Raw genomic sequence first — 14,725 nt, forward strand, 5'->3', positions numbered from 1 at the left:
TTATGAATAAAAATCGCATTCTTATTCTTATTCTTATTTCTTTCATCTCATTATATTGTATTGGTTGCCGCGATACGAATTCATCGGAAAACCATATGCCAGAACCATTGTCTATTATGTCGGAAAACGGCATTAATCCCCATGCTATTCCCTTGTATGCAAAGGAGTTTATCGGTAAACTTAATGTGGATATGCCGAAAAACAGCAATTGGCGGAATTTCCATATTGACATAGAATCAGCAATAACGTGGAAAGGAATTAAAAATGTGGTACTCCAGGCGAGGGTTGCCAAAGATGAGTTCACCGGGGGAAATTATTTCTCAATTATAGAAGACAAGCAGCGCATTAGGATAGAAAAAAGATACGTATTAGATAACTCTGTCACGATTCTCTCCCTTTATTTAGAAAAGAATCATGAAGGTGAATTTGTATACTGCGCATTCACGAAGGGCTATTTATAAGGGCAAACCCAAGGGGCTAGAGGGATTATTGTTGATTTTTTCTATCTCGACCAGAAAAGCCCTATGCCAATCAGCCCAATCCAGCATCCTTTCAATTTTCCGCCATCTATCCGCGATTTCAGGCCTATGAAAGAAACGAAAATCAACAATAATCTCCCTAGCCCCTTGGGTTGTTCTCCCTCCCCTTACGGTTTTCTCCGCAACTGCAAACCCGTCCTGTCATGAAAACACACCTGTCCAAACTGGCCCTGTTGTCCATCGGCCTGCTCTCCGCCGGCGTGATGCTGTCCGCGCAAACCCCCGGCTTCGTCAAAAAAACCAGCTACGGCATGACCGTCGGCGCGAACGTCGCGCGGCTGAACATCGAAGGGATGCCCTCCGGCACCTTGGCCAAATCCAAGAGCGGTTTCCAGTTTGGAGCCTTCGCCGACTGCGCCTTCCATCAAAACTGGTCGCTGATTCCCGAGTTGCGTTACATCCAGAAGGGCGGGAAATATGAATCCGGCGGACTAATCGCCGAATTCGAGCTGGACTATGTGGAGGCTCCCGTGAACGTGGCTTTCAAAATCGACATGGGCGACGGCGGCAGGGCGCTGCTTTTCGGCGGCGTGTATCTGGCCGGCAAAGTGGCTGACAAGGCCGAGATCGGGGGACAACGCGAGGGCATAGATGACGTCAAAACCCTCGACTACGGCCTGAATCTTGGCGCGGGCTACCAATACGGCAGGTTTTCCTTGAAACTCCAATACAGCAAGGGGCTGGCGAACATCAGCGACACTTCCGGCATCACGGTCAAAAACAAGGAATGTGTCTCCTTGTCAGTCGGCTGCTCGTTTTGAGCGCGAGTGGGCGGGTTCAGCCATTTATTTCAAGAGTGACCCGATGGCGCGCCGAGGTCTCCAACGGCAAAAAATCCACCCTCACCGAGCCGCAAGTTTTTGGACCAAGCTGAAGGAGTCAGGTCTATGTTTGTTGATTTCTCCCATACCAAAATCCTTGTGAATAATCCAATCACCAACTGCTCTTTTATTCCGTGTCACAACCAATGCAAAAATCAACAAACATTGACCTGGGGCTGCCCCGAATTGACGGACACGGGTGAAGGGGCCAAAGCAGAAGGAATGGTGAACCACCCAAGCCAACCATAGCAACAGACGTGCCAATCAGGGCTAAAACGCAATAAACAGCTTCTATCAAACTGAACACCTCAATGACTTGCCCGCCACGTGCCACTTTTATGCTCGCTCCTCGCGCCCGCTATGCGGGCACCCGCAGCAGAGCATCCCTGTGCTTCGCTTCGGGACCGCACCTTACGGTGCCGTCCACCTCCGCGCTGCCGCGCTCCGTCCCGGGGCAACCCGATTACTGTTCCCACGGCCTCTTTCATCCGTGGTGAACTCGTTGAAATTTGCGGTAAGGCTGCAATTGCCCATGCTATGTAAAAAACAATAATCCTAAGCATCCGGATTATTGCCAATTGCATTTTTTCGATTTCCATTTCGAAAACTATTGCTTGTTAAGTCATCCCGGACTTTGATTCTGTCGTTATTTTTATTTGAGTCTCGCAGGAAATTTCTCAAGCATAACGCTCGTCAGCATTCTGTGCCGGCAACTACCCATATAATCGATACCCATGAAAAACCCAAATGCTAATGCCTCAATCCTCATAGGTTTGTTCCTGATTTTGCTTACTGCCTCATGTTCAAAAGACACAAGCGCCGTTGCGCCACCCAGCGATGATGCAAAACTCAAGGAGGCGCTTGCGTTGCCGGTTGCGGATGTATTTTCACTGGAAAGAAACGGCGAGGTGGTGAAGTGCAATGTAAAGATAGATTTTGCTCCGTATAAGGATATCTTTTTTACCCGAAACCAAACGGGAATTGCCAAAAAACGTATATTCGTGAGCAGGCTCAAACCCGGGGTGCTGGCCTTTGAGGATGTTCTTCCCGATGCCAAGGCTTACTATTACTGGATGGCTGTTATTCCGCTCAAAGGACCGCGTCAAAACTTTGGTCCAATAAGGGTGGACCCTGATACTAATAACAAGGGAACCTACGTTGACGTGGCGACTGTGTATAAATGGAAGGCCACGCGAACTTATTCCAAGGCAACCATTGCCTGGAGCTTTCCCCAGGAGAATATAGAAGTGATAGAAATTCTTCGGAAAACCAGCATAACTGATTACGCCAAGCGCAAGTCAGTGCTTAAAACGCTGGAGAGAGAAGGCAGCATGAGCGATCCTTTGCCTGATTCGGAGGCTGATTATTGGTATTGGGTCGAGGTCACGCTTACCAATGGAAGAATCATCGCTCAAGGCCCCTTGAAGGCGGAGTTTTCCGAATAATAGCGAGGCGTGCAAAAAGGCCAGGCGAAACGCGCCAGACAGGCGTCAGCAAAACCAGCCTGGCCATTCACTTGGCTGTTTTCTTCCTCATCAACCAGCGAGAGTTGCAATAATATAATTGGTCGTGACGATATTTTAAACAGAGCCGGCATAATGAAATGATCATGCGAAACATATTTCTCCTCAAATTCTGCACAAGCATTCTCATGATTAGCGCCGTATGTTGTGCTAATGCAACCGCTGGTTTCGATTATGCATTCTCGAAAGACGAAATACCAACGTTTGCACTCAAGGATGAGAGCAGGGATGTAAAAAAATACATGAGCCTGGGCACATGGAGTGCAGCAGGAGGCGCAGGCTGGAAAGATGCGGCGCGTGTGACCCTCGATTATAACCTGATTCAGGTCGAGGCGAAGGAAAAGCCGGAGGACGGCACCGCGAAGAAACTGATCTCATCGGAGGAGGACATGCATGCCTCCACCTCGCCCCGGAAAAATCTCCAAACCTCGATGGTTGCATTCGCCGGGGTTTCGGAGCGTCGCAAGACGATGGTCTTTGAAATAAACACAGACGCCCGCATCGCATTATACAACAACGGGGTGCTTGTGAAAGAACTGCCGGATGACAACCTGGGCACACACGACCGGGCGGTCGATTTCTACATTCCTGTGCCGCTCGAAAAGGGTGAGAATATCATAATAATAAAAACACTGTCGAACGGAGCCCCGTCTGCATTGCAGATTACGGCAATGCCCGACCTGGGCAAGGAACTGCAAACTGCCTTGGATGCCAACAATGGATTGTTATCAGAGAAAATAGCCCGGCAAAACGAACCGCCGAGACTCAAATGGCCGTCCGCATTAAGCCGGCTTTGCGTTACAATAGACGTTGTCGATGCCATGGACAAAAAGCCGGTGTTCACAAAAATGAACATGAGGAATGGGTATGCCATCCGAAACACTACAAGCAACCTTGCGGACGGCCTCTACAGAATCACCTACAAGGCGGCAGAGGAGTCATTCGAGGAATACTTCCTCATTGGCCGGCCGAGAGCGTTATTTGAACGTATAAAAAAACGGATCGATGAAGTAGATATCCCAAATGACGATATAAAATTAAACGTCGATGCCCAAGTCAAACGCGGTGAAATTCTGTTCACCCAAGATAATTATGACGCGGATGGCAGTGAGTGGCAGGAAAAGACTGTTTATACACTGGCCAGCCTGGCATCCATGGCCAACACATTAAAAAATAATCATCAAGACATATCACAAGGCATTCCCGGGATGCATATTAGAGGGTTTGTTTCGAATATAGATAAATCAATACAACATTACAGGCTGTTCATTCCTTCCGATTATAATCCCGATCGGAGCATCCCATTGTTGATCATAATGCCGACCCCGTTTGCAGCCAAGGAAAATCCTTTCATCGCCAGCCCATTTGTGGCCGCGCACCAAAATGCTGTTTTGATAGGCAGAATCGCAGAGAAGCATGGTTTTGCCGTGCTCTGGCCCGGCTATAGAAGCGCCCCCATGGGGTGGACTTATGAATCGACGCATGTTGACGAAGCAATCCGCGCGGTGCAAAAAGACTATGCCATCGATAAAACCAGAACCAGTGTATACGGCTCCTGCGGAGCAGGTTTTTTTGCGGGTCGATTAGTGTCAAAATATCCCCGGCGTTTTGCCGCAGTCGTGTACAACAAGGGCATATTTTCCAGAAAACTCTCGGCTCAAGACAACATGGGCCCGATACAGCCTTGGATTGAAGCCACAAATCCGGATAACCACATTATTGACAGTAAAAACATCAGGATACTTCTTGTTCATGACGGCTCCCGAAGAATGGGGCATGGTGAGATCGAGTTATCAAAGGAGTTTCTGGAAAAAGCCCGTCAGAAAGGTGCCGTTGTCGAAGCGCGCTTGGACCAGCCGTTGTATACGACGCCCGACTGGGACATGATCTTTAAATGGCTGGAATCATGCCGGAACGCAAATGTGAGCGAAGCACCATCCGACTTTCTCAAAACCGCGGGTTATGAAGGCCCCGTATCTGAAATCTTCTCAACCCCATTCATTATCGTGAGGGGAACGGCAGGTGCCTCGGCAAACAATATAACCTCAATGGTGGAGTTCATCAAAACAACCTATGCAAAGCAATTTTATGGGGCCGAACCGATTGTGAAAAACGATTATGAGGTGACCGAGCATGAGATGAACAATTATTCGCTTGTTTTGGTTGGAAACCCGAAAAGTAACCATATTTGGCATAAACTTCAAAAGGATATTCCAATCAGCACCACTACATTCGATCTTAGCATAGGCTCCCATATTTTCGCCAAGGATTCGGCTTTCGTCTCGATTTTCACGCATCCAAAAAATGCGAATAATTTTATTCTTACAATTGGTGCTTTCGATTTAAAATATCTGGCACTGGCCAAAAAGCGGACTTGTACAAGGCATGGTATGATGGTCAAGTTTTTGAGCCAAGAGGCAGCGCTCACCAGACACACACAATTCCAAAGCTCAACCTGTTTGGCAACTAATTCCGCGGAGGACTGGTTACAGTCCTTTTTTCAGCGCAACTGGTGTTTTTTTAGGGTTCCTCATACGTCTTTTATTTATCTATGACTTTTGGACTAAGTCGTGCGAATTCGTGGCAGATAGGCACGAGGCGGCACTCCGAACTGTCGTTTGAACTGAACCGTCAAATGGCTGTGGTCCGAAAATCCAGTCATGTAGGCGACTTGATTGACCGTATAAGAGCCGGTTTCGATCAAGGCTTTCGCGCGAAGGAGCCGGGCGCGTAACACATATTGCTCCGGAGTGACACCGAGCGTAGCCTTGAACAGCACGCTGAAATGGTTCGGACTTAGCCGAGCCTCCCGCGCCAGCATGGCGGTGATTTTCTCGCCGAGATGAGCTTCGATATAGTCGGTAACTCTGTGGAGCGTTGCGTCACCAAGCTGGCGTTTGGCTGCCGTCCGGGGTTTGTGCCTTTCCGCTAAAACAAGGAGAACACGAGCGGCCAGACAATGGCCCAAGGCGGCAACGTGGTCAAAAGCGTCCATTCTCTCGCGGTGGCTTTCACGTTTCAATTCGCTTGTCAGACCAGCAATTAAGGGATCCTGCATCGAATAACATTCGAGTGGTTCCACCAACACCTCGGAGACGAGATTGGGACCAAAGCTATCCACCCAGCTTCGCTTCAAATTAAGCAGGATCGCGCAGGCGTCGTGCAGCCATCGCTTGGAATGCCGAATATCGGCGGGCAGAATGCCAACTTCCCCTTGCCGAAGTGTATGGCTGAATCTGTCTCCGCGCCGGGCGTGCTAATTCGCAAGCGCAGGCTTCGCATGGGATCAGAATTTCGAGTTCATTCGGCAAAGCGTCCGTGGACCAATGAGCTTTGACCCGTCCGCAAAAGACGCACACTTCCGGTCGCGCTTTGACACAATGCGGAGATGGCTGATGCGTCAGACGACAAATCAGCGACCTTGTTATAAATGAAGGCTCGTTCTGGCCACGATGGACGGACATAACCGCAGCACACGCCACGGTGACAGTGATGCGGCGGTGGGGGATTCATTATAGCTTGCTCATTCGATATCGGCTTGGAAATAACCATGAAAAGCTTTTATATAAATATGATTGGTTCTCCGCAGGCGAATCGGTCGCTACAGTTGGCAGTTGTCGCTGACGGATAAATCGCATTCCCAAGTGTTGTAATTGAAAACACTACGATGCGTACGGATGATGACCGAGGAAATTTGATGGTGTTTGGTTCTCGCGAATCAAGATCCGCCCCGCCGGGTGGCGACGTGGGCTTTAGTCACCATCACGCGGCCGATAGCGGCCGCGATGAAGACGCACCGCTATCGGTGAGAAGAATGCCAGCTTTGCCTTGACGATACGTGTGACTGAATCTGTCTCTGCGTCGGGCATGCCCACGAATTCTTGTGGCAGAACAGGTCAGAACTCGACGCCGGCAGTCACGAAGAAAGTGCGCGGGCGCACCGGGCCGTATAAATAGGTCGGATCACGGTCTTCACCGTTATCGAAGAGATCCTTCTGGCGGTCATCGAAGAGGTTGCGCACGCCAGCGCCCAGTTTCAGCTCCAGGTGCGGCGAGAGGTGGAAAGTTTTGGAGACATTCAAATCGAGCTCCCAGAACTTGGGAGTCTTGCGATAGATGTCCGCTTCCCCGACGGCCAGCATGCTGCCCGTGTAGTTGAGCAGGGACGCGATCTGCCAACCCGAATCGTGTTCATAGATGACGGAAAACAGGCCGGTCCATTCGGGCCGTTCGATGAACTCGCGTGTGGTCAGGCCGGTGACGCGGGTGATGGGATCGTCGAAACGCGCGCGGATGTAGCTGATGCTGCCCTCGAGGCGCAACCCACGGCCCACCACCCATTGAAAACCGTTTTCCCAGACAAAGACCTTGGCATCGGGGCCGTTGACGCGTTCCCAAATGCCCGTGTCGTTGGGATCGCTGTCGTCGATGTCGAAGGTGTCGTGCAGGAGCGTGTAGTGAAATGTCGAACTGAGCACGAGACGTTTGCCGAAGGAGGGAACCCACCAATCGGCGCCGAGCGTAAAGGAATCCGAGCGTTCCTCCTCGAGGTCGGGAGAGTTGCGCAGAAAAATGGCGCCGCCGGAGCTCACGCCGATATGCAGATCCTCGTTATAGGCGCCGGGGGCGTTGAAGCCCGCCGAATAGGAGGCGCGCAGGGTAAGAGCATCAATCGGCTCGTAACGCAACGCGATGCGCGGCGAGAAGATGGTGCCGTCCACGTTGTCATGCCGGTCCACCCGCACGCCTGGGACGAGTTCGAGCCCGGGCAGGAGGGTCCAGATGTCTTGGACGAAGAGTCCGTAGGTGCCGAAATCGTCGCTGGTGTCAGCGAGGGCAGGGTCGTTGGGGCGGCTTTCCTCCAGTTTCTCGTAGCGGTATTGCGCACCGTAAACGAGTTCGTGCGCACCGAGTTTTTGGGTGATTTGTCCGTCGAGAAAAAGGACTTGATTCCGCGTGTCGCTCCAGATGCGGCTGGCGACGGCGTTGATCGCGGCCTGATTGGCGGGATCAGCGGCGAAATCGGCCAGCGCAGCCTCCTCGGCGGGCGTGGGATTGTCGGGATCGGCGAATCCGCCGGCCTCGTCGAAAGCGGTGAACTCGGCGTCGGCTCGTGCGCCATAAAAGGCGTCGCGCTGCAGGTGCAGATAGGAGCCGCGCACGGAGTAGAATAGGCTGGGCGTGAGCTGCTGTTCCCATTGCAGGTTCAGCATGTGGATTTTGTGTGCCAGCGATTCGGCCACACGGGACTGCTCCTCGGGCAGATCAAGCTGGTCGCCGCCGCGGTGCGACTGGTCGATGTATTGGTAGGTGGCCTTGAGCAGTTTGTTCTCGTCGGGACGATAGAAGAACTGGAGACCGCCGACTTTGCTTTTGAACTCGGGCAGCTCGGTGAATCCGTCGGTCGTCAGATCAAGTCCCTCCCGATCTTCCCAGAGACCATAGGCGGTGAGGGCAAATTTCCCGGACTGACTCAGGTGGCTGGCCTTGAAGGTAAACTTCCACTCGTCCGCATCGTTCTTCGTTGGAATAGGTCAGCAGGGCGCTGGTGTGGTTGTGCGTCGGCATCGCGGTGATGAGGTTGACGACGCCGGCGATGGCCTCCGGACCGTAAAGGACGGAGCTGCTGCCTTGACGATTTCGATGCGGTCGATAAAGATTGTTGGAAAAGATCGGCGCCATAAACCTTGGCGAGTCCCGAATAGAGCGGCGCACCGTCGAACAGGATCGCCGTGTAGTCGGTGCTGAGACCGAGGAGTTGGATTTCGTTGAGACCGCAGTTGGAGCAACTCGACTCAAACCGGGCGCTCGGCACCAGCCGCAGGCTGTCGGCGAGGGTCACTCCACCGTGAGCTTTAATCTCGGAAGCGAGAAAAAATTCGGTTTTGATGGGTGCATCAGAGGCCAAACGCTCCGTGCGCGTGCCGGTGGAAACGGTGATGCGTTCCATGTTGATGACCTCGTCCTCAGGATGAGGTGCGCTGTGGGCATCATAACCATTTGTTATGATTGCAGCTGCGATGACGAACTGTGCGATTTCGCGTTTCATAATATATGGATTGAGAAACTGTTTCGGAAAAATTGCTTCATGTAGAGGTGAGGACTCAGTACCAATATAATATATTCCCTATGCTCTATTCATTATAAGGATTATCAAATGGATTATATTATGCCGATTCTCCATAGTCTTAACCGGCGTGTCCCTTTTCATTTCGATAGTTTCTGATTGGATCTCTGTCCCGGCGGCTCACCGCTGCGGCAGATGCGTGTTCAGGACCTTCGCGTTGGGCGCCAGGATGGCCTGCCTAGGATGACCGCAGCCCCCGACACGCCCCCAGGGCGATCAGCGCGGACGCCGCAAACAGTGCAACCAGTGGGACCAACGTCCGCCTCGCGGCCGCCCCGGCGGGTTCGTCCTCGAATGCAAACGCCGGAGCGCCGTCGAAATCGGTGAACGTTTTTTTCGCCAGCACCAAGGGCTGGATGTAGCCGCGCAGCGTGTCGTGATACGCGTCCGCCTGCGCAACGAACAGGCGGTGGCGTTCCGGCCCGGAGCCGCCGAGGTCGTTGAAGGCCGCCTGGACGAGGAGCGCAGGCGAGAGGAAGCGCAGCGCGTCAACCAGCTTTTGCTGGCGCGCGATCCGCTCCGCGTGGCGGGCGCGCACCGGGGCGAGCAGGCGCTCCTGCTCGCGGTAGCCGGCGTCGGCCACCAGTGCGGGATCGGGCGCGCCCGCCGACCGCGCGTCCGGCGACGCGAGTTCGGGGTGATCCTCGAAGTATGCCGCGAGCAACTCGCTTTGCCGGTTGCGCGCGTCGGACTCCGCATCACGTTGCGCCCCGACAAACTCCAAGTGCGAGGGTGCCGGACCGAGTGTCTTCGCCACGACGTTGATCGTCGCGGGACGACGAGGTGAACAGCAGCCACGCGCCGCCAGCGCAACCGCGTTGGCCGCAGAGGAGCCGCGCGCGTTCGCCGCGAGGGCCAACGCCACCAGAACACGCCGTAGGCGACCGTCAGACCGCCCACAGGGCGAAACGTCCGCCTCCGCCTGCGGAGAATCCTCCGGCCCACGCGAACGCGGCGGACGCGAAGAGCAAAAATACGCCGAGAACGTATCCGCCCGCCACGGCCCCACGCGCCACCATGACGCCCGTGATCGAGGATCGCTGGAGCAGCAGCAGGAGAGCGTGCCGCGCTCCCGCTCTCCGGACAGCAGGTTGTAGGTGAGCGCGAGCAGCAACAGCGGCAGGATATAGACCACGACGAAGGCCGCGTCGAAACGCCCGAGTAACTGGTGCTGCGGATTGTCATACCCAACCCCGGCGAGCGATTGCTCGCGCGACCGATAGGTGACTTTGAAAAGCGATGGATAAAGATCGTCCTGACCGACGGTGAGCATGCCGGCGGAGAGCGGAGGCTTCGCGGCGTAACCGGCGAGGTAGAAGCGACCGAAGCCGGCCGGGTTGCGCGGGTCGCGGAAGGCGGCGACTTCGGCCTCGCCGGCGTCGAGCCTCGCCGCGAATGCGCGGGCTTCCCGGGCGAGCGCGACCGTGTTGGCCTGTGCCTCGGCCTGCAGCGCGCGACGCGCGTGAGCGTGGCTCGCGCCGTTGGCGACGGCAAAAAGCGTGAGCGCGGCGAGCAGGGCCGCGAGCAGCCACGGAGCGAGGTCGGCCCGCAGGTGACGGAGTTCCCATTTCAAAAGACGGCTGGACATGAGGAAGTCAAAGAGGGTTGAGGGTGCGCGCGGCCCGCACGAGCAGCAGGGGCGCGAGCATCAGCCAGAGGGCGAGTGCAAGGAGGGAGACGGACTGGGCGCGCAGCGCCGCAGAGGGTGACGGTGGGTGGTAGACGAAAGGGGGCATTTTCGCCCACAGGCCGGCGTCGGCCAGATAGGTCGAGCCGTCGCGCGGGCCGTTGAAAATCAGGTCACCGTTCAACTCGCGTTGAAGCAGGCGGCGGTGCTGTTCGGCGGCGCCGATGAAGTCACGGTGGTGCGCGAAATCGGTGCCCGCGAGGGATTGCGAGACCTGCCGCACGGCCTGAAAGGGCGCGATCCACGCGAGCGAGCGGACGAGGTCGTTTTGCGCTTCGATGCGGTCGAACAGCCGCCCGAACACGTCGTCGAAGACGCGGTTTCCCGCCTCCTCGCCCGCCTGAAGGAAGAGGCCGCGCGAATTGACCGGCAAATCCTCCGGGCGAGACACACCGAAGCGGCCCATCAGCTCCGCCTCCAGTCTGCGCTGCTCGGCGAGGTGAAAATCGGGCGCGCCGAAACGCATGCGCAATTCCTCGCGCACTGCGACCGGAGAGGTCAGCGGATGAAGCCGCGCGGCCAGCTCGATGGCGGCGCGCGGCAGCAGCAGGCCGTTGAGCGTCCATAGTCCGAGCAGGATGACAAGCGAGGCACGCGAGGTTCGAGCGAGCGCCGAGACTGCCAATGAGCCGGCCAGGAACACTGCGAGATAGACGAGATGCACGGCGGCGAATAGCACGAGGCGAAGCCACGTGCCGCTGGTGAGCGTGCCTTCGCGGGCGAGCCATACGGCGAGCGAGCCCACCACAACGGCGGGGACCACTGCGAGGGTGAGCGCGGCGGCTTGTCCGAACATCTTGCCCAACAGCCAGCGAGCGGGAGAAACGCCGAGGGCGAATACCTGCCGGAGCGTTCCGCGCTCGCGTTCGCCGGCCACGGTGCCGAAGCAGTTCACGATGATGAGCAGGGGGAGCAGGAGCTGCAGCACGAGGACGGCGGTGAGCTCGCCGAAGCGTTGCGCGGCGGTGGCGTCCTCGGCGGGTTTGCCGGTAAAGTCGTTCTGGTTGTGCGCCTCCAGCCAAACGACCGAGCCCACATAGGGTTCGATCCCGGGATCAAGCAGGGCAGGGGAGAGGCGGGGCTTGAAGACGTGGAGGCCGTAATGAGCGGCGGAGTGCGGGTTTTTGTCCGGCTGGCCGATCCAGTGTGCGTGCTCGTGGCGGACGGCGGCGGCACGGCGCGCGGCGAGGTCGCGCTGGAACGACCAGCCCGCGAGGAGCGCGGCGGCGAGCAGCAGGCCCACGAGGGCGGCGCAGAGGCGGAAGCGTCCGTCGCGGAGCGTGGCGGTGAATTCGTGGCGGGCGATGACGGTGATCATGGCGGCGGGGGAGCGCGCGGCTTTTCGGGAGGGAAGGCCGCGCGCGGAACCGGATTTCAGAAAGCGAAGCGCACGCCGGCGATGACTTCACATTCCGGGCGCGGATCCAGCGCAAGATCTCCTCCGGATGCGTAGGCCACCTCGCTGCTGTTTTTGATGGGCTGCCAGGTCAGCCCGAGAGTGAACTGCCAGCGTTTCATTTCGTAAGCCGCACGGAAGTCGTAGCGCGCGTAGGGCCGCGCGTGGTGGAGCACGCCGCTCAGGAAATAGGGGATGCCGGAAATGTAATAAGCGTCTGCATTGAGCAGGATGAGACGGGTTTCGGCCAAGGTGAGGGTATAGGCAAGGCCGGCTTTCCACGTGTCGCCCGGCACGGACAAGCGGTCGGCCGTGCCCGGGGCGGCAGTGTCGATGCGGGCGCGCACGATGCGGGCGTAGCCAGCGTAAAGGGAAAGGTTTTTCGCAGGCAGCCATTCGAGCTGCACTTCCCAGCCATCGCGGGTGGTCTCGCCGACGTTTTCATAGACGCCGGGCGAGACTTGCGTCGTTTCATCGTCGTTTTCCGTATGATAGCCTTCGACCGAGAACCTCCAACCGGGCGCGAACCCGAAGCGCAGGCCAAGATCGAAGGACCCCACCGTGGACGACTCCAGCCCGGACACGGACGCACCACCAGGTGCATCGAGCGGACCGGTGCCGGAATAGGGACTGAGCTCGTTCGATGCAGGCGGGCGGAATCCCTGTCCGTAATTGGCGAAAATTTCCAACCGGCTGGCCGGCGTGAGCACGAGGCCGATGCGTGGAGTGAAAACCGGACGACTGTAGGTGGCCGAAGCATCGGGCTGGCGACGATTCCCGATATCGTAATCGAAACCATCGGCGCGAATGCCACCAACGAGCTTGAGCGCGTTTGCGAGCTTCCACTGGGCTTGGACAAACGCGCCGTAGGCGAGCAGGTCGAGATCGTAGTTAAAGGCATAGTTGGTGGTCGGAACGTTGTCCGACCAAAGGCGCGACTCGGCGTCGCCGCGGTCATAGCGTCCTTCAAGGCCGACAGTCAGCGAACCGCGGTTGCCGACAAGGAAGTTTCGCAATGCACGGGCGCCCAAGATATCGCGTCGGTCGTAAAGCACGTTGAGGTTGGTTGCCGTGGCCCCTACCGCACGGGTGCGCTCGTAATACTCGTAGCCGAGGGAGGCATTCCAGCCTTCTTCGCTTCTGGCGGGCGCGCGGGTGAAGACGAGGCTGGCCCGGGTGGCCTCACCCCACGCGGGCGCAGTATAGGGATCGCGATCGCGGGCGCTGACCGCGCCGGAGCGCAGATCGCCCAGACGCAGCATGCCGGAGGCGTTCCAATAGGCGCGCTGAAAGGCGGCGCGGGCGGCCCACACACCATCTGCATGGAGAATGGAGGTCTTTCCGAAAAGACTCAGCCGGTCGGAGTCCGCGTGGTCGCGGTATCCGTCCGAGTGCCGGGCATCAGCGGCGAACAGTCCTTGCACGCCACGCGTCTGGCCGGAGGCGGTCAGCGCACCGTGGAGATAGCCATGGCTGCCCGCGTCCACTCGGGCCGACGCATCCGGGGCCACCGAACGCGTGACAATGTTGACCGCACCGGCGCGGTTCTGATTGCCATAGAGCGCGGAGAATGGTCCCTTGATGACCTCAATGCGCTCGATCATCTCCGGTGTGAGCCAGCTCAGGTCATTCATACCGTCGGAGAGCGCGGAGGAGGGGAGGTTTTGCGCGATGCCGTCCACGTAAACCGCGACGTCGGCGCCATGGGTGCGGGTAAGAAAACCGCGCATCTTGATTGAAGTGCCGGTGTCGCCTTGGTTGAGATTGTGCGCCATGATGCCGGGCACGCGGCGCAGGAGACCGCCAAAGTCGCCCGTAAAATTCGTGCGCTCCAGCGAGTCGTGGTCGATGATGCTGACGGACGCCGGCAGGCCCGTGCTTTGCAGCGTGATGTCGCCGATGCCGAGCGCGTTGTCACCGACGACCTTGTAGCGGTCAAGCCTGACGATTTCCCCATCGGACTCCCCGGTTGGGGCGGGAACGATGGTCTGAGCCGACAGGGCGGATGTGAAAAGAATCAGAGGGATGGATAACAAACGAGTATGATAAGGGGAGTGCATGGGTTGGTCTGGATAAATGCGTATAAACACAATCCGGCCGCCAGTGGCGGACGCGGACAAATGACAGGGTTACGAATAAAACACCGGACCGCGCAGGGACCGGCGGACGAACAATCAAGCCAATTTAGACCCGCGGCGGCGCACGCCCCGGCGGCAACGCATGCGGGATCACCGCCAGTACCGGCACCGGTGGAAAAGTGGCCACCCGTATGGCAAGCACACGCTCTATGAAAGCCGTCGCCGGCAGCCCGATTGCAACGAGCACGTGGCCGCTTGAGAAAAGTGTGATAATGCAGCCGGAGTCATCATGGTCGTGTCCATTCGCGCCGGCCATTCCTTCGGCAAGTTTGCCATCGTGCGTGTCGGACGCAGGGGAGGCATGATGCTCGTCACAGTGCACATATCCGGAATGCCTGAGATGGCCGCAAAGCCATTCGTGCGCGGCAGAACTTGCTGCAAACACGTTCAGTGCCAATATCACCATCACGCCCAGCACCGCCATGAGGCGGTGCAAGCGAGGCGTATAATGGGTGCGGGGGAAGGTCATCGAAATGTGTGGTGGAATGAGCCTA

The 14,725-nt window shown here is 56.9% G+C and carries 11 protein-coding genes; 4 read left to right on the forward strand and 7 right to left on the reverse strand.

Annotated elements, in window-relative coordinates; all coding sequences use genetic code 11:
• The first annotated feature begins 2 nt into the window (after positions 1-2).
• From OH491_RS01215 to OH491_RS01230, 4 genes are all read left to right on the forward strand, one after another.
• Entirely contained in the window at positions 3-461 is a 459-nt protein-coding gene (locus OH491_RS01215; RefSeq protein ID WP_145929100.1) for a hypothetical protein, read from the forward strand.
• A gap of 221 nt (positions 462-682) precedes the next feature.
• Positions 683-1,300: a porin family protein gene (locus tag OH491_RS01220; RefSeq protein WP_068772868.1), complete on the forward strand. Its 618-nt coding sequence runs from the start codon at positions 683-685 to the stop codon at positions 1,298-1,300.
• A gap of 794 nt (positions 1,301-2,094) precedes the next feature.
• Positions 2,095-2,805 (forward strand): hypothetical protein, encoded by a 711-nt coding sequence (locus tag OH491_RS01225; protein ID WP_342750826.1) that lies wholly within the window; start codon positions 2,095-2,097, stop codon positions 2,803-2,805.
• Between the two features lie 206 nt (positions 2,806-3,011).
• Positions 3,012-5,438 carry a hypothetical protein gene (locus tag OH491_RS01230; protein ID WP_342750827.1) on the forward strand — a complete coding sequence of 809 codons (2,427 nt, stop codon included), beginning with the start codon at positions 3,012-3,014 and terminating at the stop codon, positions 5,436-5,438.
• Positions 5,439-5,446: 8 nt separating this feature from the next.
• Here the strand turns inward: OH491_RS01230 and OH491_RS01235 are convergent, their stop codons facing one another.
• From OH491_RS01235 to OH491_RS01265, 7 genes are all read right to left on the reverse strand, one after another.
• Complete coding sequence (locus OH491_RS01235) at positions 5,447-6,019, reverse strand: AraC family transcriptional regulator (protein WP_342750828.1); 573 nt, start codon at positions 6,017-6,019, stop codon at positions 5,447-5,449.
• Positions 6,020-6,779: 760 nt separating this feature from the next.
• Positions 6,780-8,126 (reverse strand): TonB-dependent receptor plug domain-containing protein, encoded by a 1,347-nt coding sequence (locus OH491_RS01240; RefSeq protein ID WP_342750829.1) that lies wholly within the window; start codon positions 8,124-8,126, stop codon positions 6,780-6,782.
• Between the two features lie 230 nt (positions 8,127-8,356).
• Positions 8,357-8,932, reverse strand: a complete 576-nt coding sequence (locus OH491_RS01245) for a Plug domain-containing protein (RefSeq protein WP_342750830.1) — start codon at positions 8,930-8,932, stop codon at positions 8,357-8,359.
• 256 nt (positions 8,933-9,188) lie between these two features.
• Positions 9,189-10,598 carry a DUF3526 domain-containing protein gene (locus OH491_RS01250; RefSeq protein WP_342750831.1) on the reverse strand — a complete coding sequence of 470 codons (1,410 nt, stop codon included), beginning with the start codon at positions 10,596-10,598 and terminating at the stop codon, positions 9,189-9,191.
• Positions 10,599-10,605: 7 nt separating this feature from the next.
• Entirely contained in the window at positions 10,606-12,015 is a 1,410-nt protein-coding gene (locus OH491_RS01255) for an ABC transporter permease (protein WP_068769691.1), read from the reverse strand.
• A 56-nt stretch (positions 12,016-12,071) separates the two neighbouring features.
• Entirely contained in the window at positions 12,072-14,153 is a 2,082-nt protein-coding gene (locus tag OH491_RS01260) for a TonB-dependent receptor (protein WP_068769690.1), read from the reverse strand.
• Positions 14,154-14,277: 124 nt separating this feature from the next.
• The gene (locus OH491_RS01265) at positions 14,278-14,700 is read right to left on the reverse strand and encodes a hypothetical protein (protein ID WP_068769689.1); all 423 of its coding nucleotides are present in this window, start codon (positions 14,698-14,700) and stop codon (positions 14,278-14,280) included.
• Between the last annotated feature and the right edge of the window lie 25 nt (positions 14,701-14,725).

Origin of the sequence: Termitidicoccus mucosus, assembly GCF_038725785.1 — a bacterium.
Classification (GTDB): Bacteria; Verrucomicrobiota; Verrucomicrobiia; order Opitutales; family Opitutaceae; genus Termitidicoccus; species Termitidicoccus mucosus.